Consider the following 12,616-nt stretch of genomic DNA (forward strand, 5'->3'; position numbering starts at 1 on the left):
TTTGGTTGATAATTCCCCCTCCCTCATACCGGCCAACGACGCGGCCCGCCTGCAGGCCCTCGAAGGCTACCAGCTGCTGGACGCGCGCAGCGAAAAAGTGCTCGACGACGTGGTGGCCGCCACCGCCCGGCTCTTCGGCGTGTCCAACGCCATGCTCTCCATCGTGGAGAAGGACGAGGTGCTGGTGAAAGCCCCCTACAACTTGCCCGTGGCCATTGAGCGGGTGCCGCGGAACCAAAGCCTGTGCTCGGCCACCATTTTGCAGGATGAGACGGCGGTGTACGAAAACATGAACCTGGCCAGCGCCCCCGGCGTCGATATTTCCCTGCTCCAGCAGCTGGGCCTGAGCTTCTACGCCGGCCACAACCTGCGCACCCCCGAAGGCTTCAACCTCGGCTCGCTGTGCGTGTACGACGGCCCACCGCGGCAGTTTTCGCCCGTCGAGCGCGCCCTGCTGGCCACCCTGGCCGGCCTGGTGATGCGCCTGCTGGAGCTGCGCCGCACCCTGGGCGCCCACGCCGACAGCACCGCCGTGCTCTGGACCCCGGTGTACGGCGCCATCGGCGGGCAGCTGGCTCGCCTCAATGCGCTGGCCGAGCGCACCACCCCCCCCGGCGGTTCCGCCCAGCTCACCGACGCCGTGGTGGCCGAGGTGAAAGCCATTGCCGGCACCGTCGACCAGTTCGTGGCCGCCACTTTGAAACGGGTGTAGCTTTCTGGCATTCCGACGCGGAGGGAATCCGGAGAAAGCCATGAAGCCGTTTTACCAGATTCCTCCCGCGTCGGAATAACAACAGGCGTACTTTTGCGACGTTTCTGTGTCTGTAGCATTATGGTTGAAAAAAACGAGGTAAAAACGCTGGCGTTGCTGGGCGCCACGGGCTCCATCGGCACGCAGGCGCTGGAGGTGGTGCGGCAGCAGCCGGGCCGGTTTCGGGTGGCGGTGCTCAGCGCGCAGCGGCAGTGGGAGCTGCTGGCGCAGCAGGCGCGCGAGTTCCGGCCCGCCGTGGTCGTCATCGGCGATGAAAGCGCTTACCAGCCCCTGAAAGCCGCTTTGGCCGACCAGCCCGAAACCGAAGTGCTGGCCGGTTCGGCCGCCCTGGCCGAGGTGGTGACCCGGCCCGAAATCGACATCGTCCTCACCGCGCTGGTGGGCTACGCCGGGCTGCTGCCCACGGTGGCCGCCATCCGAGCCGGCAAGGACATTGCCCTCGCCAACAAGGAAACCCTGGTGGTAGCCGGCGAACTGATTACGGGCCTCATCAAGCAGCACAACGTGCGCCTGCTGCCCGTCGACTCGGAGCACTCGGCCATCTTCCAGTGTTTGGTGGGCGAAGAGCAGAATCCCATTGAGAAAATTATTCTCACGGCCTCGGGCGGCCCCTTTCGCGGCCGCTCGGCCCGCGACATGGAAGCCGTCACCAAGGCCCAGGCCCTGAAGCACCCTAACTGGGACATGGGCGCCAAAATCACTATCGATTCGGCCTCGCTCATGAACAAGGGCTTGGAGGTAATTGAGGCCAAGTGGCTGTTCGGCCTGACCAATGAGCAGATTGACGTGGTGGTGCACCCGCAGAGCATCGTGCATTCGCTGGTGCAGTTCGAGGACGGTTCGCTGAAGGCACAGCTGGGTTTGCCTGATATGAAACTGCCCATCCAGTACGCCCTGGGCTACCCGCAGCGGCTGGCCAACACCTTCCCGCGCTTTTCCTTCCTCGACTACCCCACCCTCACCTTCGAGGCGCCCGACCGCGTGGCTTTCCCCAACCTGGAACTGGCGTTTGGAGCCATGCGGCGGGGCGGCAACGCGCCCTGCGTGCTCAACGCAGCCAACGAAGTGGCCGTGGCCGCATTTTTGCGGGAGCAGGTCGGCTTCCGCCAGATGTCCGACCTCGTGGCCGAATGCCTGGCGCGGGTATCGTACCTTGCGGAGCCAATATTGGCCGACCTGGTGGCCACCGACGCGGAGACGCGCCGACTGGCCGAAACCTTGGTTTAATAATCGTTGTCATGCTGACGAAGGAAGCATCTTATCACGGCTGCCTTCGTCAGATTTACTCACAATAGGCAGCGCGAGCGTGATAAGGTCCTTCGCTCCGCTCAGGATGACAGATTAACAAAAATTTCCTTTGGCTATCCTCACCATGATTGGCCAGCTTGTGCTGGCGCTTTCCATCCTTGTTGGCTTGCACGAATTCGGCCATTTCGCCTTCGCTAAGCTCTTTAAAATCCGGGTCGATAAGTTCTACATCTTCTTCGACTTTCTGTTTCCGATGCCCAACGTGGCCAATTTCGCGCTGGTCAAAAAGAAGATTGGCGGGACGGAGTACGGCATCGGCTGGTTTCCGCTTGGCGGCTACGTGCAGATTCACGGCATGATTGACGAGACGCAGGACGCCGACGCGCTGGCCGGCCCGCCGCAGCCCGACGAATTCCGCGGCAAGCCGGCCTGGCAGCGCCTGCTGGTGATGCTCGGCGGCATCATCATGAACGTCATTTTGGGCATTGCCATTTTCACGGCCATGACGGCCTACTACGGCGAAACCTACCTGCCGGCTTCGGCCGTGAAATACGGCGTGCTGCCCAACGGCCTGGCCCGCGAAGTGGGCTTCCAGACCGGCGACAAGGTGGTGAAAATCAACGGCCGCCCGTTCACTGAGTTCGACGAAATCTACAAGCCCGAGGTGCTGCTCGGCGACAACACCTACTTCACCGTGGAGCGCAACGGCCAACTGGCCGACGTGAAGCTGCCCGCCAACTTCCTCGACAAATCGAGCAAACAAACCGAGGACAGCTTGCTGCTCCGCCCCCGCGAAACCTTTGCCGTGGACCGCGTGACGCCCGGCGGCAACGCTGCCAAAGCCGGCCTGCAGGTTGGCGACGTCATCACGACGGTGGCGGGCCGGCCGGTGCAGTTTTTCGACGAGCTACAGGCCACCCTGCTGGCCAACAAAGGCAAAACCATCGACCTGAACGTGCAGCGCGCCGGCCAGCCCACCACCCTCCAAGTGGCGGTGGACGGCGAAGGCCACATCGGCTTCGAGCGCAAGTCGACGCTCACCTTTGGCACTCGCCACTACTCGGTGGCCGAGGCCGTGCCAGTGGGTACGAAGAAGGCCTTCGGCATTGTGTGGGTGCAGGCCCGCGCCTTCGGCAAGATTCTGACCGGCAAGGCTTCGGCCAAGAACCTGGGCGGCCCCGTCGAAATTGCCCAGCAGTTTGGCGGCGTATGGGACTGGCAGCACTTCTGGGGCCTGGCCGGCATTCTGAGCATGGTGCTCGCGTTTATGAACCTGCTGCCCGTGCCGGCCCTCGACGGCGGTCACGTGGTGTTCCTGCTCTACGAGATGATTCTGCGCCGCAAGCCGTCGGATGCGTTTCTGGAAGGCGCCCAGCGCGTGGGCACGTTTCTGATTCTGGCTTTGATGGCCTACGTACTGGTGTTCAAGCAGGTGCTGAAGCTATTTAACTAAGCGGCTGCGCTGGCACGAAAGTAGCCTGCTCGTCATGCTGAGCGAAGTCGAAGCATCTTTATCGCAGTAGTAATTATTTACTTCCTCGGTAGAGATGCTTCGACTACGCTCAGCATGACGTTCTTTTTTCCCCTTTCCCTATTCCCATCTCATGCGCCTGCTTGCTGCTTTTGTTGCACTCGTGTTGCTGTTGCCCCTCACCGGCGCGGCCCTGCACGCCTACCACAGCACCATCACGGAGCTGCGCTACAACGCGGCCAAGAAGCAGCTGGAGCTGTCGGTGAAGGTGTTTACCGATGATTTTGAGAAGGCGCTGTCGCAGGGCCAGCCGGCCTCCGTCAGCTTGGCTGCCGCCGGCCCGCGCCCGCTAGCCCTGGCCACGGCCTACGTGCAGCGCACCCTGCAGATTCGGACCCTTGCGGGGGCGCCGCTGCAGGTGCAGGTGCTGGGCATGCAGGCCGAAAACGACGGCTACTGGCTCTATTGCAAGGTACCGGTGGCAGATGCGCTGTCTGGCATTCAGCTCCGGCAGGCCATGATGCTCGATGTGTTCGGCGACGAGATGAACATCGTCAACATCGAAGCCAATGGCAAGAAACAGAGCGCCCTCTTCCGCGCCGGCCACGAACAGGAAACCATCAACTGGTAAACCACCGGGCACCAAAAAATTTCATTCCGCGGCCCTCCGGCTACTTGTCCAAGGCCCCGCGCAGAAACTGGCTGAAGGGCACCATCGCCCGAAACACGTCCACTACATGCGCCCGGAAATCGGGGTGCGCCAGCACGTCAGCATCGGCCATGTGGTGCGAGGCGATGAAGCTTTTGTGCTTCAACAGCTCAATTTCGGGGTGGTCGACGGAGTAGGCGGCGGGGGATTTCTTCAGCCGCTCGCCGCTCATGCCACCGAAATAGCGCTGGAAATCGGGCGCGGCCAACAGCGCCTTGAGTTCGTCGGCGTTGTAGTCGATTTCTTGGCGGATGGCGGCCAACTGCTCCTTGTCGGGCTGGTAGAGGCCGCCGCCGATGAGCGTGCTGCCGTTGGGGCCCAGCTGCACGTAGTAGCCGGGCGTTTCAATGTCTTTGCCGCTGGCGGTGAAATAGGCCGAAAAGTGCAGCTTGTACGGGTCCTTATTGTTGCTGAACCGCACGTCGCGGTAGATGCGGAAGATGCTTTTGCGGCCCTGCGGCCCGGCCAGCGCGGGGTCGAGCTTCTGCAGTTCCCTGAACCAGAAATCGGCGTCTTCCTCGAACTGCTTGCGCAGCTGGTCGTAAGTGGGCTTGCGCTCCTGGAACCAGGCGCGGTCGTTGTGCTTGGCGAGGGCGGTGAGGAAAGTAAAAAGTGGCTTGAGCTGCATGAGCGGTGGGTTCGGGCGATAAAGTGTTTCTACACTGAACGTCATGCTGAGCACAGCCGAAGCATCTCTACTGCCATACTAAATCTGATTAGTTGCGCGGTAGAGATGCTTCGGCTGTGCTCAGCATGAAGTGCTTTTCTTTTCTTTCAGTCGTCGTCGCCCTCCTCTGCCTCCTCGCGCTCGGCCTTTGCCTCGCGCAGAAAAGCGGCGCGGCGCGGGGCGGGCATGACGCTCTTCTCGCCTCGAATGGCCTGCCAGATATTTTCGTTGAAAGCCAAATCGGGCGCGGCGTCTTCGCGGCTCATATCGAACTTGAGGGAACGGCGGGCGGGGGCGTTGAAGGCGGTGTTGCGCACGTCCTGCGGGGTGGTGGCGGGACGCAGGGTGTAAGGTTTGAAATTGGGTTTCGGCGTGAAGCAGGCCCAGAGCGGCAGGGCCGCGGCGTCGTACTGGCTCATGGGCGGAAGGCCGAGAATGAGCTCCAGCGTGCGCAGCATGCCCGACGTGGTGTAGGCCGTATGCACCACGGCATTGCGCCGGATGTAGGGCCCGATGAGGTAGGCCGTGGAGCGGTGCGCATCGACGTGGTCGGGGCCGTTCTGGGCGTCGTCTTCCACTATCATCACCACCGATTCTTTCCAGACGGGGCTGTTCGAAAGGTGCTCGATGAGGCGGCCCAGGGCCAGGTCGTTGTCGGCGGCGTAGCTCAGGGGGTGCAGCTCGCCCTTGCGGGCGCCGTAGGTGTGGTCGTTGGGCAGGCGAATGATGCTGAGGTCGGGCAGCTTACCGGCGGCCACGAGCTGGTCGAAATCCTTTTCCCACACCTTCTCGCGGTCTACGTCTTTCACGTGCAGGTTGAAGCCCGCGTACTCCTTGCAGTAGTTGGCCGCGATGGCCGGCTTGGTGGGCTTGCCGCCGAACACGAACTCGCCGTAGCTGCGGAACGTGCGGCCCGCGCGCAGGCAGTAGTCCCACAGGAAACCATCTTTGGGCTCGGCCACTTCGCCCTTGCTGCCCTCGAAGTCGTAGTCGCCGCCCCGGCCGCTGTAGTTGCTGGGCCAGGTTTTCTCCACGAAATCGGTGGCGTAGGCGGCCGTGCTCCAGTTGTGGCCGTCGGCGCTTACCTCGGCATCGACGTAAAAATTATCGAGCAGCACAAACTCCCGGGTGAGGGCGTGGTGGTTGGGCGTCACCTTTTCGGGGAAGAGGCAGAGGCTAGCGTCGCCGTTGCCAGCCGGCAAATCGCCCAAAACCTGGTCGTAGGTGCGGTTTTCCTTGATGATGTAGAAGACGTGCTTGATGGGCGACTGCTCCCCCACCCGCTGCGGCACGGGGCTGCCGGCCGGCACGTCGGGCGCCGCTTCCCGGTTTTTGCTGAAAGGCGTGTTGGCGTACACTTGGGCCGAGAAAGCGGCCAGGGCCTTCTCATCGGGCAGGGGCAGGCGCGTGAGCGCGCCCTTCAGCAGCCCGCCGATGTAGCCGGCGCCCTTCTCTCCCACGTCGCGCACAGGGTTGGGGCCGTTGGGATTGGGCAGCGAGGTGCTGCCTTTGCCATTGGCTACCAACAGCTGCGCGCCGGCCACGCGCACCGCCGTGGGGTACCAGCCGGTGGGCACGAAGCCCAGCGGCCGGCTGGCCGCCGCGTCGCGCACGTCGAATACGGCCACGCAGTTGTTGTCGGCGTTGGCGATGAACAGCTGGGAGTCGTCGGCGCTCAGGGCCACGCCGTCGGGCGTGCTGCCGGCGGGCGAGGCCGGAAACAGGGCCGTGTTCAGGGTTTCGGTCACGCGGCCAGCGCGGGTATCGATGACGGACACCGAGTTGCTGTTGGCGTTGGCCACGAACAGGCGGCGGCCGTCGCGGGTCAGGGCCAGGTCGTTGGGATGGCTTTCAACGGGGACGCTGGGCAGCAACTGCTGCTTCTCCACGTCGTACACCGCCACCGCGTGCCCGCCCCACAGGCTGATGTAGAGGCGCGCGCCGTCGGGGCTGAGCAGGGCGGCGTAGGCTTCGGCCGGCAGCTTGAGGGTGCGCAGGATTTGGCGCGTTTTCAGGTCGAAGGTGTAGAGCGAATTATCCTCGCGCGTCACGGCGTAGAGCTGCTGGCGGCGGCCGTCCACGGCCAGGCCGGTCACCCCGATTTTTTGCTTCGGCCACTTCTGGCCCAGCACCAGGGCGCTGTCGACGCGCAGTTTCTGGCCCTCTATTTTGAAAGAATGAATGCGGTTGTGCTGCCCGCCGGAGGCGTAAAGCGTGCGGCCGTCGGGCGCGAAGGCCAGCCCGGCCCAAGCGGCCGGCACCTCCTGGGTGTCGAGCAGCTTGCCGGTGGCCACGTCCAGCAGCTGCACCGAGTTTTTGCCCCAGCCGGCGTTCACCACGGCGGCCAGGCGGCCGTCGGGGCTGATTTGCAGGTTCAGGGGCAGGTCGCCGAGCGGGGTGGCGGTGCCGGCCGGGCTCAGCTTCCAGCCGTTGGGCAGGCGGGTTTGGGTGGTGCCGGCAATGGGGCCGGGCAGCACGCCGGGCGCCTCGGGCGCAGGTTTTTGGCCGGAGTTGCCGGTGCAGCTGAGCAGCGCGAGCAGCGGCAGTAGCGGGGCGAGGCGGCGGTTTATTTTGGATAAAATCATAAGCAAAAGCAGCGCCGTGGCTTGGCGGCGCTAGCCGATGCGAAGGTAGCCGGTGGGCGCGGGAGGTCGTTCTTACGGGCACCTCACCGCCCGGCCACCTCTCCCAAAGGAAAGAGGAAGCCGAACGATTACGAAAAACGCCTCACCAGAACAACCATTTGCATTCAGCCACAAAATAGAAACACCCGAGTGCCGTTGTAAGCGCACTCTCCATCTCATCATCGGGTTTTTATGCTGCGTCGTCTGTCGTGCTGCGGGTTGCTCATGCTGTCTGTTTTCCAACTGTTTGCCCAGGGCTGCACCATGAGCAGCACAACGGCTGCCGATAGTTTGATTGGCAAAAACCCGGCGGCTTTCTGGAAAGAGCAGCTGCGGTTTCCGCGGGTGCGGGCGGCGCAGGCAGCCATAGGGCCGGCGCTGGCCACGCGGCTGCGTACGCACTCGCTCGATTCCAAGCAGTTGGAAATCTTCATTCGAATGATAAAAAGCCGCGCCGAGCTGGAAGTGTGGGCCCGCAACCAAGGCAGCGGCCCTTTTCAGCTGCTCGAAACCTACCCGCTATCGGCCACGTCGGGCACGCTAGGGCCCAAGCGCCGGGCCGGCGACTACCAGGTGCCCGAGGGCTTCTACGAAATCGACCGCTTCAATCCCAAAAGCAACTACCACCTCTCGCTGGGCCTGAACTACCCCAACGCCGCCGACCGCGCCCTGGGCGAGCCCAACCCAGGTGGCGACATCTTCATCCACGGCGGCGCGGCCTCCATCGGCTGCCTGCCCATCACCGACGCCGGCATCGAGGAGGTGTACCTGCTGGCCGTGGCGGCGCGGGCCGCCGGGCAGGCTGTCATTCCGGTGCACCTTTTCCCCTTTGCCATCACCGAAGCCGAGCTGGCCAAACGCCGCAATAGCCCGCACCAGGCCTTTTGGCGGGGTTTGCTGCCGGGCTACGCGTATTTCGAGCAGCACCATGAGGTAATGGGAGCCGGGGCGCTGGTAGTGGCGCGGTAGAGGGCTTGTAGCATGGACTCTGCGAGTCCGCGCCTGGGCGAACGTTCCAGCAATGCGCGGACTCGCAGAGTCCACGCTACGGGTCACCCCTACCTCCAAACGCACCATTGGGCACGGTTTTTTCGTTTAGCCGCAAAACCAACCTGATTTCCCTTGCCCATGAAACGCCTTTTTCTTGCGTTGTCGTCGTTGTTTTTCACCCTCGCTGCCCAGGCCCAACGGCCTACCGACCTGTGGTATTTCGGCCAGCAAGCCGGCCTCACCTTCGCCGACGGCACCCCCAAGCCGCTGAACGACGGCAAGATGAGCACCTACGAAGGCTGCGCCGTGGCCACCACCGCCAAGGGCGAGCTGCTCTTCTACACCAACGGCGAAACCGTGTGGAACCGCAAACACCAGCCCATGCCCAACGGCCGCAAGCTGATGGGCAGCGGCAGCAGCACCCAATCGGCCCTCATCGTGCCCGACCCCGGCTCCGGCAACGTGTTCTACATCTTCACGGTGGCGCCGCAGGGTACGCCCAACGGTCTGCGCTACTCGATAGTGGACATGACCCGCGACGACGGATTCGGCGACCTGCCCCGCGTGAACCTGCTGCTCATTCAGCCGGTGGCCGAAAAGCTGGCCGCCGTGCGCCACCAGAACGGCCGCGACACCTGGGTGGTGGCCCACCGCTGGAACTCCAACGCCTTCGTGAGCTACCTCGTCACGGCCGAGGGCGTGGCCGGCAAGCCCATCATGAGCAACGTGGGCAGCATGAACGCCGGCCCCGGCCGCAACGCCATCGGCGCCCTCAAGTTCTCGCCCGACGGCAAGCACCTGGCCGCCGCGCTCTGGCGCGAAACCAACAAGTTTGAAATCTACGATTTTGACCGCGCCACCGGCAAAGTGACCAACCCGCGCAGCTTCGGGCCCTTTGCCGAAGCCTACGGCGTGGAGTTTTCGCCCGACGGCTCCAAGGTGTACGGCACCTGCAACGGCGTGGGCGGCGGCGAAACTCAAATCTGGCAGTTCGACCTCAAAACCAAGAGCAAAACGCTGGTCGGCACCTCGGCCAACCGCAAAATCGGCGCCCTACAACTCGGGCCCGACGGCCGCATCTACGTGGCCCGCGAAGACAACCCCAACCTCGGCGTCATCGAGCAGCCCAACGCCCTGGGCAAGGACTGCAAGTACGTGGACGAAGGCCTGAAGCTGGGCGGCCGGCGCAGCAAGCTGGGCCTGCCGGCGTTTGTGGTGGTGCCGTAGGCGTAGAAACAAACCGCCTGTCATCCTGAGCGCAGCGAAGGACCTTATCACGATAGAACATTTGCAGTAATTACTGCTGTCAACGGGATAAGGTCCTTCGCTGCGCTCAGGATGACAGGCGTTTTCTCTTGTTCTTCAGCCCTTAGTTCGTCGTCGACTCGCCGCCAATCTTGAAGCGCAGCACGCCGAATGCCACCGAAGTATAGGGTGATTCTTCGCTCAGCAAACCCACCAGGTCGCGGGTGCTGATACCGGCTTCCCACACGGGCGTCACGAAGGTGAGGCCCAGCGGCAGGCTTTTGCCGTAGCCGGCGCCGTCGGTGAAGCCGCTGCTCAGCTTGAGCCAGTGCAGGGGCTTGTAGTCGACGCCCACGCCCACGAAGGGCGAGGTGAGGTTGCCGGCCACTTTGTTGAGGGGCAAGGTCACGTCGAGGCCGGCTTCGAAAAACTGGCTGATGCGCACGCCGCCGCCCAGCCGCAACTTGGCCGGCAACGAAGCCTTGCGCTCCTTGGCCGCTTCGTAGGTGAACAGGCTTTGCTTGTCCTGGTCGAACTGCTTGCTGATTTCGGTGAACACGTCGTAGGTCGTCAGGCCGGTCGAGGCGGTTTGCTGCAGCTTCTGGTCGCTGGCTTGCAGCACGTTGCCGGTCCAGGTCATCGAGCCGATGTCGGTAACCGACGCGCCCAGCCGCACGATTTTGCCCACCTCGGCCGCCAGGCCGAAGTCGAACCCGTTGCCTTTGCCCACCGGCCGCAGGCCCGTGCCGCTTTCCAGGTTGAAGTTGGGGTTGGTAGCTAGGCTGCCGTAGTTGATATTAAACAGTGGCGACAGTGCGCTGTAGGCATACAAGTTGCCGCCGCTCACGCGCACATCGGCAATGCCGATGCCCTGAATATAACGGTAGCCCACGCCGGCCGAAAGCTTGAAGCCCGTCTTATCAAGCACCTGCAGGCCGTAGGAAATATTGTATTCGCTGGTCCAGGCCGCCTGGATGTTGGTGCCATCGAGCACCGTCGAAATCAGGGGGGCGTTGGGGTTGGTGGGCGTGGCGTTGCCGCTGGTGTTGGGCGTGGGGTAATACTGCTTCACGATGGCCGCGTTCTGGCCGTTCACGATGATGTCGGCCGCGTTGCCGTTCAGGGCCAGGTGGCCGGCCACGCGCTGGCGGTTGCTGAAGGCAATGCCGCCCAGGCCGTTGGGCAAGGTCACGGCCAGGCCCAGCGTGGTCACGTCCACGTTCAGGTTCAGCACGTTGTCGCCCGAAAGCTGCTGCACCAGCAGCGTGCGGTCGGCGGGTGTCAGGGCCTGCTTGCCATCGTAGAGGATGTGCTTGAACATGGTTTTGGTGAGCGACTGCGACCCCGCGCCCGCCCCGGTTTCGGCGATGGTGAAGGCCACCTTGAAGTCGGTGCCGCGGCCCAGGTTGGCCGGGTTGATGCCGATGACCTGGTAGTCGGTGGCGAAGGTGTTGATGACACCGCCCCGGCCAGTGGCCGAGAAGTTGCTCAACTCGTTCTGGGCCCACGCCGAGCCCGGAAGCGCCAGCCCGAGGGCCAGCAGCGCATAGTGAAAAGGTGCTTTCATAGTTGAAGGCAGGTGAAAAAGGTGGACGAATGGGGAGGCGGGAGGGGAAGGGCGTGCGCAAAGAACCCGCGTGCGGCCAGCGGTGCCAAGCACAGTCGCCCAACGCCGGGGGAGCGTCGACCACTGCCGGGCTTCGACCTTGATGGCCGAAACGCCCGTTCTTTGCAGCCGCAAGCTAACGCCTCCTTTTCAATATTTTGCCTCCCAAACGTCTTTCCGTCGCCGAATACGCTGCCGGCATCCGGGCCGGGTCCCGCACGGTGCTGGGCCGGGCCATCACGCTGGTCGAAAGCACCTTGCCCTCCGACCAGGCCCTGGCCCAGCAGGTGCTCCAGGCCGTGCTGCCCCACACCGGCCGCAGCCTGCGCGTGGGCATCACGGGCGTGCCGGGCGTGGGCAAAAGCACGTTTATTGAAGCTTTGGGCCGCTTTTTGGTCGAAACCAAGGGCCACCGGCTGGCCGTGCTGGCCGTGGACCCCAGCAGCCAGCGCGGCGGCGGCAGCATTCTGGGCGATAAAACCCGCATGCCCTGGCTGGCCGCGCACGAGGCCGCCTTCATCCGCCCCTCCCCCGCCGGCAGCAGCCTCGGCGGCGTGGCCCGCGCCACCCGCGAGGCCGTGCTGCTGTGCGAAGCCGCCGGCCACGACGTCATTTTCGTCGAAACCGTGGGCGTGGGCCAGTCCGAAACCACTGTGCACGGCATGGTCGATTTCTTTCTGCTGCTGCTGCTGGCCGGCGCCGGCGACGAGCTGCAGGGCATGAAGCGCGGCATCATGGAAATGGCCGACGCCCTGTGCATCACCAAAGCCGACCACGGCAACGAGCAGGCCGCCCGCCGCGCCAAAGTCGATTACCAGAGCGCCCTGCACCTGTTTCCGGCCGCGCCGTCGGGGCAGGTGCCGCCGGTGTTGCTCACCTCGGCCGTGAGCGGCACGGGCCTGGCCGAGGTGTGGCAGGCCATCGAAGCCTACGCCGCGGCCACCCGGCAAAGCGGTTATTTCGAGCAGCGCCGCCAGCAGCAACAGCTCCAATGGCTGCACCAAAGCATTGCCCAGGAGCTGGAAACGCGCTTTTACGCCGATGCCGCCGTGCGCCAGCGCCTGCCCGCCCTCCAACAAGCCGTGGCCGCCGGAAGGGTTACGCCCTTCGCAGCGGCCACGGAGCTGCTGGACCTGACGGCGGGAGAATAGGCCGGTTCATAACTGGTCATGCTGAGCGCAGTCGAAGCATCTCTACCGCAGCACTAATCCAATCGACAAGGATTTACTATTGCGGCAGAGATGCTTCGACTGCGCTCAGCATGACCGGCGGACGGCGCTTACT

Annotated in this window: 10 protein-coding genes; 7 read left to right on the plus strand and 3 right to left on the minus strand. The window is 63.8% G+C overall.

Features of this window, described 5'->3' with window-relative positions; genetic code table 11:
- Position 1: 1 nt before the first annotated feature.
- From Q4S41_RS14590 to Q4S41_RS14605, 4 genes are all read left to right on the plus strand, one after another.
- On the plus strand, positions 2 to 712 hold the full coding sequence (locus Q4S41_RS14590) for a GAF domain-containing protein (protein ID WP_305031857.1): 711 nt from the start codon (positions 2 to 4) through the stop codon (positions 710 to 712).
- A 120-nt stretch (positions 713 to 832) separates the two neighbouring features.
- The gene (locus tag Q4S41_RS14595; RefSeq protein WP_305031858.1) at positions 833 to 1,999 is read left to right on the plus strand and encodes a 1-deoxy-D-xylulose-5-phosphate reductoisomerase; all 1,167 of its coding nucleotides are present in this window, start codon (positions 833 to 835) and stop codon (positions 1,997 to 1,999) included.
- A 130-nt stretch (positions 2,000 to 2,129) separates the two neighbouring features.
- A complete protein-coding gene (rseP, locus tag Q4S41_RS14600) occupies positions 2,130 to 3,473 on the plus strand; it encodes an RIP metalloprotease RseP (RefSeq protein WP_305031859.1) in 1,344 nt (447 codons plus the stop codon).
- A gap of 151 nt (positions 3,474 to 3,624) precedes the next feature.
- Positions 3,625 to 4,122 carry a DUF6702 family protein gene (locus tag Q4S41_RS14605; protein ID WP_305031860.1) on the plus strand — a complete coding sequence of 166 codons (498 nt, stop codon included), beginning with the start codon at positions 3,625 to 3,627 and terminating at the stop codon, positions 4,120 to 4,122.
- Between the two features lie 40 nt (positions 4,123 to 4,162).
- Here the strand turns inward: Q4S41_RS14605 and Q4S41_RS14610 are convergent, their stop codons facing one another.
- Entirely contained in the window at positions 4,163 to 4,828 is a 666-nt protein-coding gene (locus Q4S41_RS14610) for a DUF2461 domain-containing protein (RefSeq protein WP_305031861.1), read from the minus strand.
- 146 nt (positions 4,829 to 4,974) lie between these two features.
- Positions 4,975 to 7,452, minus strand: coding sequence for an alkaline phosphatase family protein (locus tag Q4S41_RS14615; RefSeq protein WP_305031862.1), 2,478 nt, complete (start codon positions 7,450 to 7,452; stop codon positions 4,975 to 4,977).
- A gap of 264 nt (positions 7,453 to 7,716) precedes the next feature.
- On the opposite strand from Q4S41_RS14615, the gene Q4S41_RS14620 reads away from it, so the two are divergent.
- Both Q4S41_RS14620 and Q4S41_RS14625 read left to right on the plus strand, forming a co-directional pair.
- On the plus strand, positions 7,717 to 8,460 hold the full coding sequence (locus Q4S41_RS14620; protein WP_305031863.1) for a L,D-transpeptidase family protein: 744 nt from the start codon (positions 7,717 to 7,719) through the stop codon (positions 8,458 to 8,460).
- A gap of 159 nt (positions 8,461 to 8,619) precedes the next feature.
- Positions 8,620 to 9,708 (plus strand): TolB family protein, encoded by a 1,089-nt coding sequence (locus tag Q4S41_RS14625; RefSeq protein ID WP_305031864.1) that lies wholly within the window; start codon positions 8,620 to 8,622, stop codon positions 9,706 to 9,708.
- A 142-nt stretch (positions 9,709 to 9,850) separates the two neighbouring features.
- Here the strand turns inward: Q4S41_RS14625 and Q4S41_RS14630 are convergent, their stop codons facing one another.
- On the minus strand, positions 9,851 to 11,293 hold the full coding sequence (locus Q4S41_RS14630; protein WP_305031865.1) for a DUF5723 family protein: 1,443 nt from the start codon (positions 11,291 to 11,293) through the stop codon (positions 9,851 to 9,853).
- Between the two features lie 197 nt (positions 11,294 to 11,490).
- Here Q4S41_RS14630 and meaB point away from each other — a divergent pair, with 197 nt between their 5' ends.
- Positions 11,491 to 12,483 carry a methylmalonyl Co-A mutase-associated GTPase MeaB gene (gene meaB, locus Q4S41_RS14635; protein ID WP_305031866.1) on the plus strand — a complete coding sequence of 331 codons (993 nt, stop codon included), beginning with the start codon at positions 11,491 to 11,493 and terminating at the stop codon, positions 12,481 to 12,483.
- The last annotated feature ends 133 nt before the right edge of the window (positions 12,484 to 12,616 follow it).

This window comes from Hymenobacter convexus (genome assembly GCF_030580955.1).
Taxonomy (GTDB): domain Bacteria; phylum Bacteroidota; class Bacteroidia; order Cytophagales; family Hymenobacteraceae; genus Hymenobacter.

Coding starts and splice junctions, on each gene's coding strand:
- Q4S41_RS14595 (WP_305031858.1), top strand. CDS start 833: ATGGTTGAAAAAAACGAGGTAAAAACGCTGGCGTTGCTGGGCGCCACG.
- Q4S41_RS14605 (WP_305031860.1), top strand. CDS start 3,625: ATGCGCCTGCTTGCTGCTTTTGTTGCACTCGTGTTGCTGTTGCCCCTC.
- Q4S41_RS14610 (WP_305031861.1), bottom strand. CDS start 4,828: ATGCAGCTCAAGCCACTTTTTACTTTCCTCACCGCCCTCGCCAAGCAC.
- Q4S41_RS14615 (WP_305031862.1), bottom strand. CDS start 7,452: ATGATTTTATCCAAAATAAACCGCCGCCTCGCCCCGCTACTGCCGCTG.
- Q4S41_RS14620 (WP_305031863.1), top strand. CDS start 7,717: ATGCTGTCTGTTTTCCAACTGTTTGCCCAGGGCTGCACCATGAGCAGC.
- Q4S41_RS14625 (WP_305031864.1), top strand. CDS start 8,620: ATGAAACGCCTTTTTCTTGCGTTGTCGTCGTTGTTTTTCACCCTCGCT.
- Q4S41_RS14630 (WP_305031865.1), bottom strand. CDS start 11,293: ATGAAAGCACCTTTTCACTATGCGCTGCTGGCCCTCGGGCTGGCGCTT.